The organism is Pantoea brenneri (assembly GCF_038594305.1).
Lineage (GTDB): Bacteria > Pseudomonadota > Gammaproteobacteria > Enterobacterales > Enterobacteriaceae > Pantoea > Pantoea brenneri.
Window position 1 is genome coordinate 135,335 of sequence record NZ_JBCGBG010000003.1, and the last position, 22,058, is coordinate 157,392.

Below are 22,058 nucleotides of genomic sequence, written 5' to 3' on the forward strand. Positions count from 1 at the left end.
CTCAAAAAGCCATCAGTTATCACATCTGCGTAAAAAATTTGTTGTCTGCCCCCTTGAAAGGGCGTGGTCACGGCCCTATCTCTCAGGTCACGAGGCCGGAAGCCATGCAGCCCGGTGTTCAACCCCAAAACTGAATGATTGGACTTCTCAAAGGAGAGCTATCAAATGAAAATTCGTCCATTGCACGATCGCGTTATCGTCAAGCGTAAAGAAGTTGAAGCTAAATCAGCTGGCGGCATCGTGCTGACCGGTTCTGCAGCCGGCAAATCCACCCGTGGTGAAGTGCTGGCTGTCGGCAACGGCCGCATCCTTGAGAGTGGTGACGTTAAGCCGCTGGACGTGAAGGTTGGCGACATCGTGATCTTCAGCGAAGGTTACGGCGCGAAAACCGAGAAAATCGATAACGAAGAGGTGCTGATCATCTCTGAGAGCGACATCCTGGCGGTTGTTGAAGCGTAATTTTTTCGCGTAATTCACTGAACGAAACGAATTTAAGGGATATTTAAAATGGCAGCTAAAGACGTAAAATTCGGTAATGACGCACGCGTAAAAATGCTGCGTGGCGTGAACGTACTGGCAGATGCAGTAAAAGTTACCCTGGGCCCAAAAGGCCGTAACGTGGTTCTGGATAAATCTTTTGGTGCACCGACCATCACTAAAGATGGTGTTTCTGTGGCACGTGAAATCGAACTGGAAGACAAGTTCGAGAACATGGGCGCGCAGATGGTGAAAGAAGTTGCCTCTAAAGCGAACGACGCTGCGGGCGACGGTACCACCACTGCTACCGTACTGGCGCAGTCTATCATCACCGAAGGCCTGAAAGCCGTTGCCGCGGGTATGAACCCGATGGACCTGAAGCGCGGTATCGACCAGGCAGTTATCGCTGCGGTTGAGAAACTGAAAGCGCTGTCTGTACCGTGCTCAGACTCTAAAGCGATTGCGCAGGTAGGTACCATCTCTGCTAACTCCGATGAAACCGTGGGCCAGCTGATTGCTCAGGCGATGGAGAAAGTCGGTAAAGAAGGCGTGATCACCGTTGAAGAAGGCACCGGCCTGCAGGACGAGCTGGATGTGGTAGAAGGTATGCAGTTCGATCGCGGTTACCTGTCACCTTACTTCATCAACAAACCAGAAACCGGTGCGATTGAACTGGAATCTCCGTTCATCCTGCTGGCTGACAAGAAAATTTCTAACATCCGTGAAATGCTGCCAGTGCTGGAAGCCGTGGCGAAAGCCGGCAAACCACTGCTGATCATCGCGGAAGACGTAGAAGGCGAAGCGCTGGCTACCCTGGTGGTTAACACCATGCGCGGCATCGTGAAAGTAGCTGCGGTTAAAGCACCAGGCTTCGGCGACCGTCGTAAAGCCATGCTGCAGGATATCGCTATCCTGACCGGTGGTACTGTGATTTCTGAAGAGATCGGCATGGAGCTGGAAAAAGCAGCTCTGGAAGATCTGGGTCAGGCAAAACGCGTTGTGATCAACAAAGACACCACCACCATCATCGACGGTGTGGGTGAAGAAGCGACGATTCAGGGTCGTGTTACCCAGATTCGTCAGCAGATCGAAGAAGCCACTTCTGACTACGACAAAGAAAAACTGCAGGAGCGTGTCGCTAAACTGGCAGGCGGCGTTGCCGTTCTGAAAGTGGGCGCAGCAACTGAAGTTGAAATGAAAGAGAAGAAAGCCCGCGTTGAAGATGCCCTGCATGCAACCCGTGCTGCGGTAGAAGAAGGTGTGGTTGCTGGTGGTGGTGTGGCGCTGGTTCGCGTTGCAGCCCAGCTGGCCGATCTGCGTGGTCAGAACGAAGATCAGAACGTCGGTATCAAAGTTGCGCTGCGCGCAATGGAATCTCCACTGCGTCAGATCGTTTCTAACGCCGGTGAAGAACCATCAGTGGTCGCTAACAACGTGAAAGCCGGCGACGGTAACTACGGTTACAACGCGCAGACTGAAGAGTACGGCAACATGATCGACTTCGGTATCCTGGACCCAACCAAAGTGACCCGTTCTGCTCTGCAGTACGCGGCTTCTGTTGCGGGTCTGATGATCACCACCGAATGTATGGTCACTGACCTGCCAAAAGGCGACGCACCTGATTTAGGCGGCGGCGCTGGCGGTATGGGTGGCATGGGCGGTATGGGCGGCATGATGTAATCTGCCGTTGACTGCTTAAGTCATCTGGAACCCCCGATCGGAAACGGTCGGGGGTTTTTCTTTTGGGACGGAAAATAGTATAAGTAGTGGCGCAATCGTTCGTCTTTCCTCTTGATATGTCACGCTGTCTGCTGCTGCGCCGCCGGATCCACTGGCTTAAACCAGACCATCAGGATCGGCATGCTTGCCAGCCTGCAAGCGGCATGAAATATTGAGACGATATAACGGGATAAGGGCAATGAATGTGCAGAAAGAAAAAACATTTTTCTGCTACGCTGCCACCCGACTCTGATGATAATAAATGGGGATTACAATGCGGATTAACCTCTTGCTCGGACTGACGGCTGGCGCGTTATTGCTGGCGGGCTGTAGCAGCTCTACTCAACTGTCCTCGGCAGGCCAGCGCGTGACTTTTACCGATCAGCAGCCCGGCAGTGAGTGTCAGCTTCTGGGGAATCTTACCGGCTCACAGAGTAACTGGCTGAGCGGGGCAGGCGGGGAAACCAGCGCCCTGCGCGGTGCAGCAAATGACCTGCGCAACCGTGCAGCGGAAATGGGCGGCAACGTGATTTACGGCGCAACCAGTCCGACGCAGAACCTGCTGTCCGCATTCGCACCACTCGACAGTAAAATGTCCGGTCAGGTTTACAAGTGCCCGTAAGGTGAATCCGGCATCATGCCTTCTTCAGACGGCCGGCCTTGCGCCGGCCGTTTTTATTCCTGCCGCAGTTGCAGATCGAGCGGCGTTTTACTCGGCTCTCCGCCAATCTCGCGCGCCAGCTTAGGCACCAGATAACCCGAAACCTGCGACAGCAGCGCCCGCACCAGTTGCCGTGCGTCGTCGTCTGATACGTAGAAATGGGCGGCACCCTGCACCTTGTCCAGCACGTGCAGGTAGTAGGGCAGAATGCCCGCATCGAACAGCGCATTGCTCAGCGTTGCCAGCGTCCGGGCATTGTCGTTGACGCCGCGCAGCAGCACGCTCTGATTGAGCAGCGTCACGCCTGCACGCTTCAGCTCTCTCATCGCCTCACGCAGTGCGTCGTCAATCTCCTGCGCATGGTTGATGTGCGTCACCATCAGCACCTGCAGCCGCGTTTCACTGAGCATCTGACAAAGTGCGTCGGTAATCCGCGCCGGGATCACCACCGGTAAACGGCTATGGATACGCAGCCGTTTCAGGTGCGGGATTTTCTCCAGCGCCGCAATCAGCCAGGCGAGTTCATGATCTTTCGCCATCAGCGGATCGCCGCCGGAGAAGATGATCTCATCCAGCTCCGGATGATCGGCGATATAGTCCAGTGCCGCCTGCCAGTTACGCTTATTTCCCTGATTATCCTGGTAAGGAAAATGACGGCGGAAGCAGTAGCGACAGTTGACCGCACAGCCGCCTTTCACCAGCAATAAGGCGCGGTTTTGGTATTTATGCAGCAAACCAGGGACAACGTTGCTTTGTTCATCCAGCGGATCGGTGCTATAACCTGGCGCATCGATGAATTCCTGGCGTTGAGTCAGTACCTGAAGCAGCAGCGGGTCGTGCGCATCACCTTTCTTCATCCGGTTGATGAATGCACGGGGAACGCGCAAGGCGAAAAGACGCCGCGCATCCGCCCCGTCGGCCAGCTCAGTGTGCTGATCCAGGGCTAAAATCCGCAGTAATTCATCAGGTTCAGTGACAACATCAGCAAGTTGCTGCAACCAATCTTCTCTGGAAGGTGTTTTTAGGGTTACAATGTGTGCCATTTTTTTGGCTTAGTACCAGTATCAATTTTCGTAGAGGGCCTTCATGGCGACTTATTCTAGCAACGATTTCCGTCCCGGTCTTAAAATCATGTTCGAAGGCGAGCCGTATGCCATCGAATCCAGTGAGTTCGTTAAACCGGGTAAAGGTCAGGCATTCGCGCGCGTTAAAATGCGTCGCCTGCTGACGGGTTCTCGCGTTGAGAAAACTTTCAAATCCACCGACTCCGCCGAAGGCGCAGACGTTATGGATACCAACCTGAACTACCTGTACAACGACGGTGAGTTCTATCACTTCATGCACCCGGAAAGCTTCGAGCAGTTCCAGGTTGAAGAGAAAACCGTCAGCGATGCCGCAAAATGGCTGCAGGATAACGCTGAATGTATCGTTACGCTGTGGAATGGCCGTCCAATCGCCGTTCAGCCGCCGAACTTTATCGAAGCCGAAATCGTTGAAACCGATCCTGGTCTGAAAGGTGACACCGCGGGTACAGGCGGTAAGCCAGCCAAGCTGTCTACCGGCGCAGTGGTGAAAGTGCCATTGTTCGTGCAAGAGGGCGAAGTGGTCAAAGTTGACACCCGCTCTGGCGAATACGTGTCACGCGTAAAATAAGTGCCGCAGGCGCATCTCAGATGCGCCTTTTTCTTGTGTGAGTGAAAAAATGAAAAAACTGGCAAAATTAATCGCATTCGCGTTGCTGGTCTCCTCTGCGCTGAGCGCCTGCAACACTTTCCACGGTTTTGGCGAAGATGTCTCCCACTTAGGTGGTGCCATTTCACGTGCGGCAAACTGACTGTTAACCTTCGTCTATTTTGTGGAATCGTCAGCGGCAGTCGTCGGAAATCCGGCTATGCTTAAAACGCTGTACTTTTACATCCATCAAAAAGGACATTGTTATGTTAAAGAAAAGTATTGTCACTTTCTTCTCTGTACTGGTGCTCTCTTCACTGCTGACGGCTTGTAATACCACACGTGGCGTGGGCGAAGACGTAGAAGCGGGTGGTCAGGCGATTCAAAACAGCACGAAGTAACCCGTTATTCCAACCGGTACGAAACCTTTTTCGTACCGGCTGTTCGCTTCCGCACTATTTCTGTTTTACCCAGATTAACTCGTCAACCGGGAAGCCATCCCGACGCGCCTGATCGACCAGCTTCTCTTTCACGCCCGGCTCCAGCTGCGGAGTGCGCGACAGAATCCACAGATAGTGGCGATTCGGTCCACATACCAGCGCATAGCGGTAGTCCGGATCGAGAGCAATCACGTTATAGCCGCCGTAGAAGGGGCCGAAGAAGGAGACTTTCAACGCCGCACGCTGCGGGTCGCCGGTAAAGTAGGCCTTGCCGATGCTCTCCTGCCAGCGCTGTTTCTTCACGTTGTAGCCACGATTGATCACTTTCAGGCCGCCATCTTCACGCGGGCTATAGTTCGCCGTCACCTGTTCAAGGCCGCGTTCGAAAGGGTGATTCAGGCGGGCAATCTCATACCACTGACCGAGATAGCGCTGGCTGTCAAAGTTTTCGATTACGGTGACGTTCTTTGGCGGCGTGGTGCTACAGGCGACGGAGAGAAAAGCGCTCAGGCTGGCAACAACAGTTTTCCATGGAGACATAGTGGGATTCCTTTGTGATTTAACTGCTTAAGTATAGAAGCCGAAACGCTGTTTTTGGCAGCGCGGGCGCGAGATTGTTTGCCGCAGGCATTGCAGGTAGACTTCCACCCCTTATTTGTATCAGGAGTCATCACCATGAGCGAAACGGCAAGCTGGCAACCAAGCGCATCCATCGCCAATTTGTTAAAACGCGCGGCGATTTTAGCCGAAGTGCGTCGTTTCTTTGCCGATCGTGGCGTACTGGAAGTCGATACGCCAGCGATGAGTCAGGCGACCATCACCGATATTCATCTGGTGCCGTTCCAGACGCGGTTTGTCGGGCCGGGTGCCGCACAAGGGCGCGATCTCTGGCTGATGACCAGCCCGGAATACCACATGAAACGCCTGCTGGCCGCCGGCAGCGGGCCGATTTACCAGATGGCGCGCAGCTTCCGCAATGAAGAAGCGGGGCGTCACCATAACCCGGAATTTACCATGCTGGAGTGGTACCGGCCGCACTACGACATGTATCGTCTGATGAACGAAGTCGACGATCTGATGCAGCAGGTGCTGGAGTGCGACAGCGCAGAATCACTCTCTTATCAGCAGGCGTTTATTCGTCATCTGGAGATTGATCCGCTGTCGGCAGACAAGGCCCAGCTGCGTGAAGCGGCGGAAAAGCTGGGTGAAGGCGAACTGGCGCGGGCGGAAGAGGATCGCGATACCCTGCTGATGCTGCTGTTTATGCTGGGCGTGGAACCGAAGATTGGTCAGGATAAGCCTTGCTTCGTTTATCACTTCCCGGCCAGCCAGGCGGCGCTGGCGGAGATCAGCACCGAGGATCACCGTGTGGCAGAACGTTTCGAGGTCTACTACAAGGGCATCGAACTGGCGAACGGTTTCCGTGAGCTGACTGACAGCCGCGAACAGCGTCAGCGCTTCGAGCAGGATAACCGTCGGCGCGCGGCGCGCGGCCTGCCACAGCATCCGATTGATACCAACCTGCTGGATGCACTGGCGCACGGTATGCCAGCCTGTTCCGGGGTGGCGCTGGGTGTAGATCGGTTGATTATGCTGGCGCTGAAAGCGGAATCACTGAGTGAAGTGATCGCCTTCCCGGTCGATCGCTGTTAACCATCTGGCGGGAAAACGGTGGAAAGGGCAGGGATGGCCCAGCCGATCGCAAAGGAGACCTATTTCCCTGTAGGTCGGCCTCGCCTTCCTGGCTCGGACGCTTTGCTCTTCAGCTGGGCCAGCCCTGCCTGTCAGGCTAAATCATGGCGGCTGGTATGCCGCGTGCTGTGCTACTGGCTACTGTCCGGAAATTCCTGAATCGTTACCGGCAGCGTCAGCTTCTGATCATTTCGCAGTACCCGCACATCAATCACTGAACCCGGGCGAATCTCAGCCACCTGGTCCATCGTTTCCTGGGCGGACACTGCGGGCTTGCCGTTGACGCTCAGCAACACATCATTGGCCTGAATACCGGCTTTATCGGCCGGACCGTCCGGGGTCACCACGCTAACGATAATGCCCTGAACCCGATCCAGATTGCTGCCCTGACCGTGCAGCGGCGGCAGTTCGCGGCCGGTAATGCCGATGTAGCCGCGAATCACCCGGCCATCACGAATCAGCTTATCCATAATTTTTGAGGCCAGCGCGGTCGGAATAGCGAATCCAATGCCTTCCGGCGTTTCGCCGTCATTGCTTTTGTCGAAGGTCAGGGTGTTGATGCCCATCAATTCGCCCAGCGAGTTGATCAGCGCGCCGCCAGAGTTACCCTGGTTGATAGAGGCATCGGTTTGCAGGAAGTTCTGCCGGCCTGATGAACTTAAGCCGACCCGTCCGGTGGCGCTGATAATGCCCTGGGTAACCGTCTGGCCGAGGTTGTAGGGATTGCCGATCGCCATTACCACATCGCCGATATGGGCCAGACGTTTAGGATTGATCGGGATTACCGGCAGGCTGGAGGCGGTAATTTTCAGCACCGCCAAATCGGTCATTGCGTCTGAACCAACCAGCGTCGCTTCGAAGAAACGGCCATCCTGTAACGCCACAATAATCTGGTCAGCATTGTTGATGACGTGCTTATTGGTCAGGATGTAACCTTTTGCGTTCATGATCACCCCGGAACCCAGGGTAGTGATGCCACGATTGTTATTACCGTGTGCGCTACGGTTGTAGACGTTGACGACCGCAGGCACGGCGCGGCGCACCCCCTGATTAAAGCTAAAGGGTGTTTCGTCGTTACTGTCATCGTGGTTATAGAGGGCGTCGCTGCCCATACGCAGTGCAGGCAGTGCTGCGAGCAAAATACCCGCCACAATCAGGCCCAGCACCACGGCACGCAAAAGTTTAAGAAACATGGTGTTAAATCACGCCAGGGGAGATCGCTGGGCAGAATAGCATGAGAGCGGCGGACACACACGTGCTTGTGTCCGCCATAATGCGAGGTTTATCTCAACAACAGATAGATACTTTCATCACCGCGGACCACATTCAGCGCCAGTACCGGCGGTTTCCCTTCCAGCACTTTACGCATTTCAGCGATCGACTGAACGCGATTGCGGTTAACGCCAACAATCACATCATCTTTTTGCAGACCAACCTGTTCAGCTGGCGTGCCTTTCTCGATGGTGTCGACCTTAACCCCTTTGTCACCGGTTTTGGTCTGGCCATCACTCAGGGTGGCACCCTGCAGCGCAGGCGACATCAACTGGGCACTGGCGGTGGTTTGTGCGCTTTGCTCCAGCGTAACGGTGACGGTGATCGGTTTACCTTCACGCAGCAAACCAAGTTTGACCTGCTCGCCTGGTGCGGTGGTGCCGATTTTCACCCGCAGTTCGGCAAAGCTGGTGATCGGTTTGTCATTCACTGAGGTGATGATATCGCCAGATTTCACACCCGCTTTCTGGGCTGCTGACTGCGGCAATACTTCAGAGACAAACGCGCCGCGCTGCGCATCAACGTTAAACGCTTTGGCCATGTCAGCAGTCATTTCGGTGCCTTTAATACCGAGCTGGCCACGCTTCACTTCACCATATTTGATCAGCTGCTGGGCAAGATTGATCGCCATGTCGCTGGGAATGGCGAAGCCGATGCCGATATTGCCGCCGCTTGAGGCCAGAATCGCGGTATTAATCCCGATCAGCTCGCCGTTGAGATTAACCAGCGCGCCGCCTGAGTTGCCGCGGTTTATCGCCGCATCGGTCTGGATAAAGTTTTCCAGTCCTTCCAGATTCAGGCCGCTACGGCCCAATGCAGAGATGATACCGGAGGTCGCAGTCTGACCCAGACCAAACGGGTTGCCGATCGCTACCGCAAAATCGCCCACTTTTAGCTGGTCGGAATCGGCTACTTTTACCTGCGTCAGGTTTTTTGCGCCCTGGATCTGAATCAGTGCGATGTCGGTCTGCTCATCATGACCGATCAGTTTGGCTTCATATTCACTGCCGTCGCCCAACTGCACATTGATCTTATCCGCGCCGTTGACCACGTGGTTATTGGTCAGCACGTATCCTTTGGCCGCATCAATGATTACGCCCGACCCCAGACCTTCAAACGGCTGTGGCTGATTATTGCCGCCGGGCATCTGGCCAAAGAAGCGTTTCAGCGGCTCAGGAATATCCTGCGCCTGATCGGCCGATTCGGTACCTTCAACGTGAACGCTGACCACGGCGGGCAGCACTTTCTCCAGCATTGGCGCCAGGCTTGGCAGCGGCTGGCCGGCAATTTGTGCTGGCAGCGTCGCCATCGCGTCTGGCGCGGCGGCAAGGCTCATCCCAATACTCAAGGCTAATGCGCTAAACAGTCGTGCTTGTTTTTTCATTGCTACAACGCTCTCGCTGCAAAAAGTGGGAGGAATTACTCAGTGTGACAGTCGTTTGAGGTCAGGGTTCGCAAAAACCGTGGGCGCAGACGGGCTGCGCCCCAAAAAGATTAGTCGCGGGCAGGGCGCTCGCCGCGCAGTAAACCGGATGCCCCTTCAGAGTAGTCGCGCGGCATCTGTACCGGGACCTGATCGTTATCGGCTTCAGCTTCGGTTAACTGATAAGCAAACGGGTTCTTTTCACCCGGCAGATCGGGCAGCAGGTCATTCGACCCTTTCGCCATATGCTGATAGAGCTGACGATAGTCACGCGCCATGTTGTCCAGCAATTCCGCGCTTTGCGCAAAGTGGTTAGTCAGTTCCTGACGGTAATCCGCCAGTTCCGCTTTCGATTTTTCCAGTTCGTACTGCATGCTGCGCTGCTCACGCAATTTCCTGTTGCCAAAACGCATGGCTACTGCGCCGACAATAATGCCTACCACTAAACCAATTAGCCCGTATTCCCAGGTCATAATGACTCCCGTGTTATTTCCGTTGTTCCGTAGGGCATTGCACCATTCCAATAGTAGTCACTATACCCGTTAATCTTATGGATGTGGAACTCTGGAGCGGCATGGCTTAGTGTAGAACGGCCTTTTTTTCGACAACAGCTGTATGAATCAGACAAAATTCAGGGACTCTGAGAGAACAATGCAAACCTCATCTCCGCTTGCCCGCTATGAGCAGGCGCTGTCGCAGGGCGAATTCAAGCCCGATGACGTACAACGTGAAGCCATTACCCGTTTAGACGCGCTCCAGCAAGCACTGGCCGCACGTCAGCAAACTGCTGCGCCTGCGACATCTGGCCTGCTGGGACGCCTGTCGAAACTGATCGGCAAAGAGAAAAACGAACCCCTGCCACCGCTACGCGGTTTATATATGTGGGGCGGTGTGGGTCGCGGGAAAACCTGGGTAATGGATCTGTTTTTTCAGTCTATTCCTGGCAATCGCAAACTGCGGCTGCACTTTCATCGCTTTATGCTGCGGGTACACGAAGAGCTGACGCAACTGCAGGGACAGAGCGATCCGCTGCTGATCATCGCCGACCGGTTTAAAGCCGAAACCGATATCCTCTGTTTCGACGAGTTTTTCGTTTCTGACATCACCGATGCGATGCTGCTTGGCACCCTGATGGAAGCGCTGTTTGAACGCGGTATCGCGCTGGTTGCCACCTCAAACATTCCGCCAGACGATCTCTATCGCAACGGGTTACAGCGTGCGCGCTTCCTGCCGGCGATTGAGCAGATCAAAACCCACTGCGATGTGATGAACGTCGATGCCGGCATCGATTACCGGTTGCGGACGCTGACCTCGGCCCATCTGTGGAACTACCCGCTGAATGACAAGACCCACGCTGAAATGGGGCGGATGTTTCAGGCGCTGGCGGGCGGCAAACCGGAACAGGCACCGGTCCTGGAGATCAACCATCGCCAGATGCCGACGCTCGGCGTCAGTGACGGGGTACTGGCGATCAACTTCACCACGCTGTGCGGGGAAGGACGCAGCCAGCATGACTATATTGCGCTCTCGCGTCGCTTCCACAGCGTCCTGCTGCATGATGTGCCGGTGATGATTTATAAGACCGAGGATCAGGCGCGTCGTTTTCTGGCGCTGGTCGATGAATTCTACGAACGCCATGTGAAACTGGTGGTGGCAGCGGAAACCTCGCTGACCGAGATTTATCAGGGCACGCGGCTGAAATTTGAATATCAGCGCTGCTTATCACGTCTGCAGGAGATGCAGAGCGAGGAGTATCTGCGCCTGCCGCACCTGCCGTGAGAATAAAGCAGATAAATAGTGAAATAGGGTTCGATTTTTGTAACTGACTTCTCTATAATCTTGCGACCCCACGTTACAGCAAAGGATTTTTTTCCCAAATCCTCTGTGTTCCAGTAACTCTATCCGAAGGGGTGGCTTGCTGGTCAAAATGGTCGTGTGAGCCTCAATCGTTTACTTAAGCGTTTGGGATTTCACCAACGTGTAACTTAATTTGGGTAAGCTTTTCGATGAAAACTTTTACAGCTAAACCAGAAACCGTCCAACGTGACTGGTTTGTAGTTGACGCAACGGGCAAAACTTTGGGTCGCCTGGCGACTGAACTGGCGCGCCGTCTGCGTGGTAAGCATAAAGCGGAATACACTCCGCACGTTGATACTGGTGATTACATCATCGTTCTGAACGCAGAAAAAGTTGCTGTAACCGGCAACAAGCGTACTGACAAGATTTACTATCACCACACTGGTCACATCGGTGGTATCAAACAGGCGACCTTTGAAGAGATGATTGCTCGCCGTCCTGAGCGTGTGATTGAGATCGCGGTTAAAGGCATGCTGCCGAAGGGCCCGCTGGGTCGTGCTATGTACCGTAAACTGAAAGTTTACGCAGGCAACGAGCACACCCATGCGGCACAGCAACCGCAAGTTCTTGACATTTAATCGGGATTAAAGGCAATGGCTGAAACTCAAAACTACGGCACTGGTCGCCGCAAAAGCTCTACCGCTCGCGTATTTATTAAGCCGGGTAGCGGTAACATCGTTATTAACCAACGTTCTCTGGAACAGTACTTCGGTCGCGAAACTGCCCGCATGGTAGTTCGTCAGCCGCTTGAGCTGCTGGACCTGGTTGGTAAATTCGATCTGTACGTCACCGTTAAAGGTGGTGGTATTTCTGGTCAGGCTGGTGCGATCCGTCACGGTATCACCCGCGCTCTGATGGAATATGACGAATCTCTGCGTGCGGAGCTGCGTAAAGCTGGCTTCGTTACCCGTGATGCGCGTCAGGTTGAACGTAAGAAAGTCGGCCTGCGTAAAGCACGTCGTCGTCCTCAGTTCTCCAAGCGTTAATTGTTGCTGCTTCGGCAGAGACAATTGGCACAAAAAACCCGCTTCGGCGGGTTTTTTGCTTTCTGCTGCACCGCCGATACAGGCGGAAAAACATTAACGGCGCTCCCAATTTCCCCGCAAAGATTCATTCCACGCCCACAAGCTGCCTAAAATCTGGTAAACTCTGTGTCACTTTGCGCCCGCAGGCCGGTGCGTTATGCGTCTCCCCGCCGTCGGGATATCAGTATACGACGCAGCTAACGTGGGTTGCGTGCGAGTTCTATGAGCAAGTGAGTCGCCGGATGGTTGGCTATTCGCAGTAACTTTTTGTGAACAAACTTGGAGGTTTTCATGGCTGTCGCTGCCAACAAACGTTCGGTAATGACGCTGTTTTCTGGTCCTACTGACATTTTCAGCCATCAGGTACGTATTGTCCTGGCGGAGAAGGGTGTCAGCGTAGAGATCGAGCAGGTCGAAATGGATAACCTGCCGCAGGATCTGATTGACCTCAACCCGTATCGCACGGTGCCGACGCTGGTAGATCGTGAGCTGACGCTGTATGAATCACGCATCATCATGGAATATTTAGATGAGCGTTTCCCGCATCCACCGCTGATGCCGGTTTATCCGGTTGCCCGTGGTGAAAGCCGTCTGATGATGCACCGCATCGAGCAGGACTGGTACAGCCTGATGAGAACCGTTGAGAACAGCAGCGGTCAGGAAGCCGAAGCCGCACGCAAACAACTGCGTGAAGAGCTGCTGGCGATTGCGCCGCTGTTTGGTCGCACACCGTTCTTCATGAGCGAAGAATTCAGCCTGGTCGATTGCTATCTGGCACCGCTGTTATGGCGTCTGCCGTCAATGGGCATCGATTTGATCGGCTCCGGTTCAAAAGAGCTGAAAGGCTACATGAATCGTGTCTTCGAGCGTGACTCTTTCCTCGCTTCATTAACTGAAGCTGAACGTGAAATGCGCCTGCAAGCCCGGGGCTGATTTATGGAAATGTCGCAACTTACCGCACGTCGCCCCTATCTGCTGCGCGCCTTCTATGACTGGTTGCTCGACAACCAGTTAACGCCGCACCTGGTGGTCGACATTAATCTGCCTGGTGTGCAGGTGCCGCTCGAGTATGCGCGCGATGGTCAGATTGTGTTGAACATTGCGCCGCGCGCCGTGGGCAATCTCGATCTGGCTAACGATCAGGTGTCGTTCAACGCCCGTTTCGGCGGCGTTCCGCGTCAGGTTAACGTGCCGATGGCGGCGATTCTGGCGATCTATGCGCGTGAAAATGGCGCTGGAACGATGTTCGAACCTGAGCCGGCCTACGAACTGGCCTCTCAGGAGACGTCAGACGGTCAGGAAGAGACCATGATGTCCGTGATTGATGGCGATCGTCCTGACGATGCCAGCGATGACGAGACACCGCCTGATGACGATCCACCACCGCGTGGCGGACGCCCTTCATTGCGCGTCGTGAAATAACATCCGATACCCGTCCTCACGACGGGTATTTTTTTGCCGGTTGTTAAGGGCAATAAAAAATCCGGCTGCCTGCGCAAGCCGGATGTGTTGTTACGTTGACGCGCGCGAATTAATAGACGTCGCGCAGGTAACGCTTCTCTTTCTTCAGCTGATCGATGTAATCCGCCGCACGTTCACTGGAAAGCCCGCCGAACTGACGCACCACTTCATACAGCGCGCTGTCGACATCTTTCGCCATGCGTGACGCATCACCACAGACGTAGAAATAGGCACCTTCCTGCAGCCAGGCATAAAGCTCTGCGCCCTGTTCCAGCATGCGGGTTTGCACGTAAATCTTCTTCTCCTGATCGCGTGAGAACGCCAGATCCAGCCGGGTCAGCAAGCCGCTGTCGTGCCAGCCGGTCAGCTCTTCGCGATAGATGAAATCATGTTCCTGATGCTGATCGCCAAAGAACAGCCAGTTTTTTCCCTGTGCGCCGGTTGCCTGACGCTCCTGCAAAAAGGCGCGGAACGGGGCGATACCGGTGCCTGGACCCACCATGATCAGCGGGGCGCTGTTATTAGCCGGCACGCGAAATGCTTTGTTTGGCGAAATGAAGATAGCGGGCTTCTCACCACGACGCACGCGTTCGGCCAGATAGGTTGAACAGACACCGCCACGGTTACGGCCACCACTGTGATAACGGACGGAGGCGACGGTCAGGTGTACCTGGTTAGGATGCGCCTTCGAGCTTGACGAGATGGAGTAGGCACGATGCTGCAACGGGCGCAGCAGCGCGACAAATTCCGGTACCGGCAGCGAGCGGGTCAGCTCAAGCTGCAGCAGGTCAAGCGTATCTTTGCCCCAAAGCCACACGCCGAGCGCATCTTTATCGTCGTGCTGCAACACGTGACGCAGTTCCTGGTTGGTGGTGTTCTGTCCGACCCACTCAATCAGCTTGCGCGACGGTTCTGAGATTTCAAACTGATAGGTCAGCAGATCGCCGAGGCTGCGGTCAAAGCCGGGCACCGGCGTCTGGTAATCGGCATTCAGCTGCGTCAGCAGCAGGCTGACCAGCGACGGTTCGTTGACCGGGATAACGCCCAGCGCATCGCCCGCTTCATATTTCAGACCACTGTCGGTCAGATCAAACTCGAAGTGACGAATATCCTTCGCCGACTGCTCGCCTGACAGACGCTTGTTGGTGATCAGCGCCGCAGCGTAAGGATTGGACTTGTTGCTGCCCGGGATCACCGGCGCTTCTGGTGCGCTTTCCAGCACCGTGCCGCTGCTGCCCGCGCTGGCGGCAAACTGCGGCATCGAACTGTTCAGCCATTCGCTGGACGGCTCTTCGTAGTCGATGTCGCAATCAATACGATAGACTACGCGTTTCGCGCCCAGCTGCTCCAGCCGCATATCAATGAATTTACCCGCCTGGCAGAAGCCATCGTAACCAGTATCGCCAATCGCCAGCACGGCAAAGTGCATCTGCTCCAGACGCGGGGCGGTGCTGGCGGAGATGGCATCCCAGAACAACTGGGCGTTGTCTGGCATTTCGCCTTCGCCATAGGTAGACGTGACGATCAGTACGTGACGCATGGTCGCGAACACGTCGAGATCCACATCGCCCAGCGCCTGAACTACCGGCACCAGCCCTTTAGCACGTGCTGATTTGGCGGCGGTTTGCGCCAGCGCTTCCGCGTTGCCGGTTTGCGAACCGTAGAGAATATGCAGTTGGGTGGTGGCGGCGGCGCCGGTACCTGCCGCAGGCTGCTGCTTGTCTTCTAACACCAGTAAACGGGAGTGAAGACCGGCGAGGAAGCCCGCCAGCCAGTATTTCTGATCGCCATTAAAGGGTGCATCTTCTGGAATATAAGGAATTTTCATGGGTACTTTTACTCAATCCCGTTCTCACCCGTCATAAGCGACGCCGCCATCGCAGAGAGCCGCTTCACTTTCCGCACCGCCTGACGCGGCGGCGGGAAACGTGAAGCTTACGCTGCGTGTTACCACGCTTAATCCGGGTAATATCAATTAATAATATTCACGTTCAATCAGGTCAGTCGCCCTGTCAGGACAGTTTTCCCACCGCCGCGGCAATTTCAGGTAACGCTGCACGCGCAAACAGCTCTTCAAAATCAGGCAGATGTCCCAGCACTTCGCGGTTACAGGCGTCCTGATACATGATCCAGCCATACGTCGCCAGGCTGTCCATCGAGCGGATGTTGCGTTGCGTCAGCGCAGCTTTGTAATCGGACATCCGTTTGGTGCCGATCAGGCTGGCCAGTTCATCATCGCTGTAGCTTTCAATCGCTGAGCGGGCATGACGTTGCAGCTTGCTGACCAGCGAAAAATCTTCGGTCATCAGCAGGTTGCGAACCGCTTTTTCTACGGCCGGATCTTCAACCGGCGTGCCTTTTGGCAGTTTGCCCAGCGCCAGCTGCTGCGCGAAGCTCAGCACGGTGTAGTTGTTGAGCAGGACAAACATCTCCAGCGTGTCGGTCGCACCGTAAGCCGGTACCGCGCCGTTGGCGATGGTTTTACCCTGACGCCAGGCAGCTTTAAACTTCGCCACCTGATGGCCCGCCAGCGCAGTAGACAGCTCTTCCAGCAAATCTTTGCGGGTTTTGGCCTTCAGGATTTCGCCCCCATCCTGGTAAAGCAGCAGCGAGCGCGGCATGACGTAGACAAAATGGTGACACTCGGTTTCCCAGTTCTCCAGCAGCCACGCCGCACGCGGGGACTGCGTTGCCTCCAGATGCCAATTCAGCATGGTCAGCACTGCCTGCTTATGGACCTGCGCCATCTCATCCTGATCGGCGATTGAACCGAACAGCACGGAATCGCCGGCAGCATGGCTGGCCAGTGAACCATAGGGATCGTACTGATAGGCAAAGCCGCCGCTCATGCCATTACCAAACCCTTTACCGAAGGTGCCGAGGTTAAGAATGGCGCCGTTGGTCATGTACTCGCAGCAGAAATCGCCGACCCCTTCAACCACCGCCGTGGCACCGGAGTTACGCACCGCGAAACGGTCACCGGCCTGCCCCTGCACAAACAGGCGTCCACCGGTGGCACCGAACAGTGCGAAGTTACCGATCAGCACGTTGCCATCGCCGTCCTGTGCGCCGCCGCCTGGCGACATCACCACCAGTTCACCGCCACACTGTCCTTTGCCAACGCCGTCGTTACAGGTGCCGTAGTGACGCATCTGCATACCATCGTTGCAAAATGCGCCAAACGACTGACCGGCGGAACCGGAGGTGGAAATTTTCACGCTCTCCGGTGCCAGATAGTGACGGCCACGGTCGTCGGCCAGCACCGCCGGCATCGCCTGCAGTTGTTCTGCGCTCAGTTGATGGTTCAGCATCCGCTCAATATCGATCGCCAGCTGGCCGCCGACGCTCTTGTTGCGGTTGTTGAGTACCACGTTATCGCCCAGCGTGATGTCAGGCTTACGCTGTTCAACCAGCGCCAGTTTCAGTTGTTCTACCCAGCCATCATCCAGCTCGAAATCTTTTTCGAGGTAAACCGGATGTTCGATTTTCAGCTCCGGTACCACGGTCAGCATGGCGCGCAAATCGAGTTTGCCGACTTCCAGTGGGTGATCCATCAGGTGCAGCAGATCAGCGCGGCCGCGTGCTTCACGCAGCGAACGTAATCCCATCCGCGCCAGAATCTCACGGACTTCATGCGCGACATTGAGGAAGTACTGTGCCAGCTGGCGTGGATCGCCATCAAAGGCTTCGGCATTGGTGGTTAAGCCCGCCGGGCATTTGACGTTACAGTTTTTCGCCATCACGCATTTCAGCATCATCAGGGCGGTCGTACCGAATTCAAAACTGTCGCCGCCCAGCAGCGCTGATTTCACCACGTCGCTGCCGGTTTGCTGAGCGCCTGAACAGCGCAGCAGCACTTTGTCACGCAGGCCGTTGGCGCACAGCGCCTGATGCACTTCTGCGATGCCGATTTCCGCTACGCGGCCGGTGTATTTCAGGCTGGTAACGGAGGCCGCGCCGGTGCCGCCGGTGTTGCCGGCTACGTTGATGACGTCAGCACCCGCTTTGGCAACGCCAACCGCGATGGTGCCAATGCCTTCCGACGAAACCAGCTTGACGATCACCCGTACCCGCGCGGCTTTACAGTCATGGATCAGCTGCGCCAGATCTTCAATCGAGTAAGTATCGTGATGCGGTGGCGGTGAGACCAGCTCAACGCCAGGCGTACCGCCACGGGCCGCGGCAATTTCCACCGTGACTTTAGCGGCCGGTAACTGGCCACCTTCGCCAGGCTTGGCACCCTGACCAATTTTAATTTCCAGCTCTTCCAGCATCGGATCGGCAAGGTAGGCCGCCCAGACGCCGAAGCGACCCGAAGCCAGCTGTTTGATGCGCGATGCACGGATGGTGCCGTGACGCGAGTAGTGCTCGCCACCTTCACCGCAGTTGCTCATGCCGCCGACCATATTGGTACCGTGTGCCACCGCCTCATGAGCAGGTGCCACCAGCGCACCGTGACTCATCGCACCGGAAGCAAAAGTGCGGGTGATTTCACAGGCGGGCTGAACCTCGCTGAGCGGCAGTGAGGGCAGGGTGGTGAAAATACGCGACAGATAATCGGCCGCTTTGCCGTAAGCGGTCACTTTCAGGCCGCCATCGACCACTTCACTGCTCTCGATATCGTCGTTAAACCGCAACTTCAGTGCGCGTGACAGGTTCTGCAGACGCTCATGCTCTGGCTTCAGGCCAGCAATCGCATCGGTCAGGCGCAGCATAAAGTGATTCAGGCTGCCATCCACCGCTTCACAGACCAGGCCGCGGATCGCAAAGCCGTTGTTGGTCAGCGAGTAGCGTCCCAGCTTACGGCGAAACTCCGCTTCACTGTCGATGTGGGTCAGGTCAGCCGGGAAGGTCAGAATATCGCGCAGCGCCGCCGGGCGACGTTTACGCTCTTCATACATCAGGCTTGAGAACTGACGGTAATCGGCGGTGATAGTGAAATTGTTGATCACCTCATCCGGAATGCGCTCGAAGCTGCTGTCTTTAAAGGTTTCTGGCTTGATGCCAAAGGCGTTATCGAGCTTCGCCAGCGTCATCAGGCGGATAAAGTTATCCTCTTCACGCGCTTTATCGGCGAAGCGGATCGGCTCCTCAGTCATATCAATAAAGGTGCGTACCGCAATGGTGCCGTACGAGTGACCTGCGCCTTCGGCACGTTCTTTAAACAGACCGAGCAACGGCACTTCAGATTCACCCTGAATTTTCAGGGCGCTCTGATGCCAGTCGACCGCCATCTGCGCGATGGTGGCAAAACCGGCGCCGCCCACCGGCGTTTTGATATTCGGGAAGTACTTTTTCAGCACCGGATCGTCGGTGTTGAGGAAGTTTGGCTCAAAGAATTCGCCGCTGCTGTAGCTTTCAACGGTGCAGAGACCCACTTTGCCCATGGTTTTCATTAACGCTTTTTCAGCCGCTTTGGCATAGCGTTTAAAGGCTTTGTTGCCTTCTTCGCCTTCACCGAACTTCTCTTCTGCACGCATCTGTACGCCGAGCGGATAGATAGCTGAGGCACCAAAGCCCAGCGTGGCGGCAATGTGGTGCGATGAAATGCTCTGACCGCTTTCCACCACCAGCGATACATCCAGACGCAGACCTTCCTGCACCAGACGCTGGTTGATGGCAGAGACCACCAGCAGCATCGGAATTGCTGCCTGTTTAGAGGAGATGTGGCGATCGGTCAGCACCGCGATGCCGCCCTGGCTGCGGGCAAAATCAACCACCTGCTGTGCCAGATCGTCAATCGCCTTCTCCAGCGCGTTGGCGTTAGCGGTGGTGCTCAACAGATCTTTGCCAATAACCGGCTCATACAGCATCTCAAAGCGGGCGTACGGCGCGACATCCTGCTCACGTAAACGCAGCATATCGAGATGGCTCAGGATCGGCGAAGGCACCACAATCTGGCGGCCTTTGCTGCGACCGAGATGCGGTTTGGCACCCAGCGCGACCCGCAGCGTCATGCCATCCACTTCACGGATAGAGTCCAGCGGCGGGTTAGTCACCTGGGCGAAGCGCTGAGAGAAATAGTGCGCCATGCCGCCTTCATGATCGGACAGACCGTTAATTGCGTTGCCGTAACCCATGGCGGAGATTTTCTCTGCGCCGGTGTTCAGCATCGGGTCCATCATGAACTTGAAGCTTTCCTGGTTGTAGTAGTAGGCCACAAAGCGCTGATAGGTTTTCAGGTCACCGCGATAGCGCAGCGGTGAACCTTGCTGCTCAGCCGGAATGGCGGGCAGGTCTTCCAGTCCGACGCGCGCCTCGCGCAGCAGAGCTGGATAATCTTTTTCGGCAGCCAGTTTTTCCAGCGCCTGTACCGTGGTGTAGCTGCGTTTTTCGCGATGATCGAAGTAGAGCATGCCACCGGCCTCAATACGGCCGCGACGCAGCACACTTTCCGGCGGGAAGGCAATCTGGCCCGCTTCGGACATCGCACCGATATACTCTGCAGTTTCTACTGAACGCAGCGGACGCAGGCCGAGACGGTCAAGACGCGCCCCAATCACTTCGCCATTACCAAAGATTAACGCAGCCGGACCGTCGTTCTTCTCTTCATACAGCGAGAAGTACTCCAGCATAGCGCGCACTTCCGGCGATAACGCACTGTCGTTTTCCCAGGCAGGCGGCATCATCGAGACCACTGCGGTGATCAGATCGAGGTTATCTTCCATCAGACGGCTATGGATGCTCTGATCGAGACGTGAGCTGTCCGACTGGCCTTTCGGCCGCACAATTTTCTTGCCGCGCGCCAGCGCCAGCGCCGATTCGGCGATGCGGTTCTTACGGTCGGTATTCAGTTCACCGTTGTGCGCCATCAGGCGGAACGGCTGCGCCATGGTGGTGTGCGGATCGGTGTTGGTTGAGAAGCGGGTATGGAAAAACAGCCCGCGCACCTGATGATCGGGGTCGGTCAGATCCCTGAAGTAAGGGATCACTTCATTGGAATTCAGACGGGCTTTAAAAACCTGGGTGCGTGAAGAGAGCGACAGCGGATAGAGACCGCCAAATTCACTCTCGGTAAAAGCCCGGGCTTCGATGGTTAACAGGGCGCGATAAATGCGTTGTTCGAAGTCGTTTTGGTCGGCCACGTCCTGCGGCGCAGTGAAAATCCACTGCAGAATCGGTAACTGGAACTGCACTGCCGCCGGACGCGTCACGCTGCTGTCGAGCGGCATGTCACGTTTCATGATCACCGGCAGATTAAAGCTGCTCAGCGTTTCATCGACCAGACGTTCTGCGTTAGCGCGCAGGTCGGCATCTTTCGGCACGAAGAAGTTGCCGACGCCGAAGCGGCCCGCTTCCAGCGGCTGGCCGGTAATTTTACGGAAGAAGTGCAGGGAGAGATCAACGTTGACCCCGGCGCCGTCGCCCACGCCTTCAGCCGACATGCCGCCACGATGCGGTACGGTGCACAGGGCGCTGTGCGCCATCTGCAAAATCTCATGGGTCTGCTCGCCGTCCTTACGCGTTATGAAACCTACACCACAGCTATCACTGCCTGCTGTTGGATCATACAAGCCATAGGAATGAGGTTTGTTAGTGGACATTGAGGGTCTCCTTAAACTGCTTTTGACATTACCTGCACTGTTTCAGGGTCTGAGCGCAACTGAGGCGCACTTCATTTTCATCGCCATGCTCTGTCGAGCGCGCGTCATAGCCCTGAGCATTTCTCTCCAGACATCGGTGAAACGTCCTTAATTGAGCTGCTCTTCGATTTCCGGTCTCTTAAAGGAGATGACTTAAACCACGCGGGAGTCTTCTTGTTGCATAGATATGCCGAGACACTGGCCCGTCAGGAAAGCTTTCAGCGGATTTCCAACTTATCGGGAAAGCGTAATCAGGTCAAATGAGGGCCTTAGCCGAGGTTATTGTGCTGTTTTTGATGCTAAGATTATGAATTAAAAAGATAAAGAGGTTTAAATTATGGTGCTTTAGCCGGTGGCGATCGCCTGATAAATGTGAACTGACTCACTGTAGTGCAGCCGTCAGATCTATGCACCATGCTGGTGAGTAGGGCTTTAACAGCATTTAATGCTGTTCCGCACCGCTGTTGCACAGCATGTATCTGTTTTTCTTATGTCCGATTATTTGAATGAAACAGCCGGGGGTTATAAGAAAAATTAATCGGGCTGGATGTGCTTAAAACAGCATTAAAGATGAATGAGTATTCATAAAAAGGAATGAGCCTGCGCAACAGAACGTCGACAGGATATTGAAAAAACACCGGGCAGAGGATGCGCCGTTTTTAGCAGCGGCCTTACAGATTATTCATTTGGCACACGCAGTCAAGGGTTTTAAGCCGGTTGTCATAAACGTCGCCGAACAACCGGGCCGATGCACCATAAAAGCGCACTACATCGCTT

19 protein-coding genes are annotated in these 22,058 nt (G+C 55.3%); 12 read left to right on the plus strand and 7 right to left on the minus strand.

Annotation, left to right across the window (positions count from 1 at the left end; all coding sequences use genetic code 11):
* The first annotated feature begins 165 nt into the window (after positions 1-165).
* From AABB92_RS14225 to AABB92_RS14235, 3 genes are all read left to right on the plus strand, one after another.
* Positions 166-459: a co-chaperone GroES gene (locus AABB92_RS14225; protein ID WP_022625257.1), complete on the plus strand. Its 294-nt coding sequence runs from the start codon at positions 166-168 to the stop codon at positions 457-459.
* Positions 460-507: 48 nt separating this feature from the next.
* Positions 508-2,157, plus strand: a complete 1,650-nt coding sequence (gene groL, locus AABB92_RS14230; protein ID WP_003848314.1) for a chaperonin GroEL — start codon at positions 508-510, stop codon at positions 2,155-2,157.
* 313 nt (positions 2,158-2,470) lie between these two features.
* Positions 2,471-2,818, plus strand: a complete 348-nt coding sequence (locus AABB92_RS14235) for a DUF4156 domain-containing protein (protein ID WP_031375470.1) — start codon at positions 2,471-2,473, stop codon at positions 2,816-2,818.
* Positions 2,819-2,871: 53 nt separating this feature from the next.
* On the opposite strand, the gene epmB is transcribed toward AABB92_RS14235, so the two are convergent.
* Positions 2,872-3,900 carry an EF-P beta-lysylation protein EpmB gene (gene epmB / locus AABB92_RS14240; protein ID WP_031375469.1) on the minus strand — a complete coding sequence of 343 codons (1,029 nt, stop codon included), beginning with the start codon at positions 3,898-3,900 and terminating at the stop codon, positions 2,872-2,874.
* A gap of 43 nt (positions 3,901-3,943) precedes the next feature.
* Here epmB and efp point away from each other — a divergent pair, with 43 nt between their 5' ends.
* From efp to AABB92_RS14255, 3 genes are all read left to right on the plus strand, one after another.
* Positions 3,944-4,510, plus strand: coding sequence for an elongation factor P (efp, locus tag AABB92_RS14245; protein ID WP_031375468.1), 567 nt, complete (start codon positions 3,944-3,946; stop codon positions 4,508-4,510).
* Positions 4,511-4,559: 49 nt separating this feature from the next.
* Positions 4,560-4,691, plus strand: a complete 132-nt coding sequence (locus AABB92_RS14250; RefSeq protein WP_031375467.1) for an entericidin A/B family lipoprotein — start codon at positions 4,560-4,562, stop codon at positions 4,689-4,691.
* A 103-nt stretch (positions 4,692-4,794) separates the two neighbouring features.
* Positions 4,795-4,929, plus strand: a complete 135-nt coding sequence (locus tag AABB92_RS14255) for an entericidin A/B family lipoprotein (protein WP_031375466.1) — start codon at positions 4,795-4,797, stop codon at positions 4,927-4,929.
* A 54-nt stretch (positions 4,930-4,983) separates the two neighbouring features.
* Here AABB92_RS14255 and AABB92_RS14260 read toward each other — a convergent pair whose 3' ends face one another.
* On the minus strand, positions 4,984-5,508 hold the full coding sequence (locus tag AABB92_RS14260) for a lipocalin family protein (RefSeq protein ID WP_031375465.1): 525 nt from the start codon (positions 5,506-5,508) through the stop codon (positions 4,984-4,986).
* Positions 5,509-5,643: 135 nt separating this feature from the next.
* Between AABB92_RS14260 and epmA the strand changes: the two genes are divergently transcribed.
* Positions 5,644-6,621, plus strand: a complete 978-nt coding sequence (epmA, locus tag AABB92_RS14265) for an elongation factor P--(R)-beta-lysine ligase (protein ID WP_031375464.1) — start codon at positions 5,644-5,646, stop codon at positions 6,619-6,621.
* 170 nt (positions 6,622-6,791) lie between these two features.
* Here epmA and degS read toward each other — a convergent pair whose 3' ends face one another.
* The 3 genes from degS to zapG all read right to left on the minus strand — a co-directional run bounded on the left by degS (position 6,792) and on the right by zapG (position 9,828).
* The gene (gene degS / locus AABB92_RS14270; RefSeq protein WP_031375463.1) at positions 6,792-7,853 is read right to left on the minus strand and encodes an outer membrane-stress sensor serine endopeptidase DegS; all 1,062 of its coding nucleotides are present in this window, start codon (positions 7,851-7,853) and stop codon (positions 6,792-6,794) included.
* An 89-nt stretch (positions 7,854-7,942) separates the two neighbouring features.
* Positions 7,943-9,316: a serine endoprotease DegQ gene (gene degQ / locus AABB92_RS14275; RefSeq protein WP_031375462.1), complete on the minus strand. Its 1,374-nt coding sequence runs from the start codon at positions 9,314-9,316 to the stop codon at positions 7,943-7,945.
* A gap of 110 nt (positions 9,317-9,426) precedes the next feature.
* Positions 9,427-9,828: a Z-ring associated protein ZapG gene (gene zapG / locus AABB92_RS14280; protein ID WP_031375461.1), complete on the minus strand. Its 402-nt coding sequence runs from the start codon at positions 9,826-9,828 to the stop codon at positions 9,427-9,429.
* Positions 9,829-10,006: 178 nt separating this feature from the next.
* Here zapG and zapE point away from each other — a divergent pair, with 178 nt between their 5' ends.
* The 5 genes from zapE to sspB all read left to right on the plus strand — a co-directional run bounded on the left by zapE (position 10,007) and on the right by sspB (position 13,659).
* The gene (gene zapE, locus AABB92_RS14285; RefSeq protein ID WP_031375460.1) at positions 10,007-11,134 is read left to right on the plus strand and encodes a cell division protein ZapE; all 1,128 of its coding nucleotides are present in this window, start codon (positions 10,007-10,009) and stop codon (positions 11,132-11,134) included.
* A 227-nt stretch (positions 11,135-11,361) separates the two neighbouring features.
* Entirely contained in the window at positions 11,362-11,790 is a 429-nt protein-coding gene (gene rplM / locus AABB92_RS14290; RefSeq protein ID WP_008925400.1) for a 50S ribosomal protein L13, read from the plus strand.
* Between the two features lie 15 nt (positions 11,791-11,805).
* Positions 11,806-12,198, plus strand: coding sequence for a 30S ribosomal protein S9 (gene rpsI, locus AABB92_RS14295; RefSeq protein ID WP_031375459.1), 393 nt, complete (start codon positions 11,806-11,808; stop codon positions 12,196-12,198).
* A 330-nt stretch (positions 12,199-12,528) separates the two neighbouring features.
* Entirely contained in the window at positions 12,529-13,170 is a 642-nt protein-coding gene (gene sspA / locus AABB92_RS14300) for a stringent starvation protein SspA (RefSeq protein WP_031375458.1), read from the plus strand.
* Positions 13,171-13,173: 3 nt separating this feature from the next.
* Positions 13,174-13,659 carry a ClpXP protease specificity-enhancing factor gene (gene sspB / locus AABB92_RS14305; protein ID WP_031375457.1) on the plus strand — a complete coding sequence of 162 codons (486 nt, stop codon included), beginning with the start codon at positions 13,174-13,176 and terminating at the stop codon, positions 13,657-13,659.
* A 109-nt stretch (positions 13,660-13,768) separates the two neighbouring features.
* On the opposite strand, the gene AABB92_RS14310 is transcribed toward sspB, so the two are convergent.
* A complete protein-coding gene (locus tag AABB92_RS14310; RefSeq protein ID WP_031375456.1) occupies positions 13,769-15,526 on the minus strand; it encodes a sulfite reductase subunit alpha in 1,758 nt (585 codons plus the stop codon).
* A gap of 184 nt (positions 15,527-15,710) precedes the next feature.
* Positions 15,711-21,242 carry a glutamate synthase-related protein gene (locus AABB92_RS14315; protein ID WP_031375455.1) on the minus strand — a complete coding sequence of 1,844 codons (5,532 nt, stop codon included), beginning with the start codon at positions 21,240-21,242 and terminating at the stop codon, positions 15,711-15,713.
* Between the last annotated feature and the right edge of the window lie 816 nt (positions 21,243-22,058).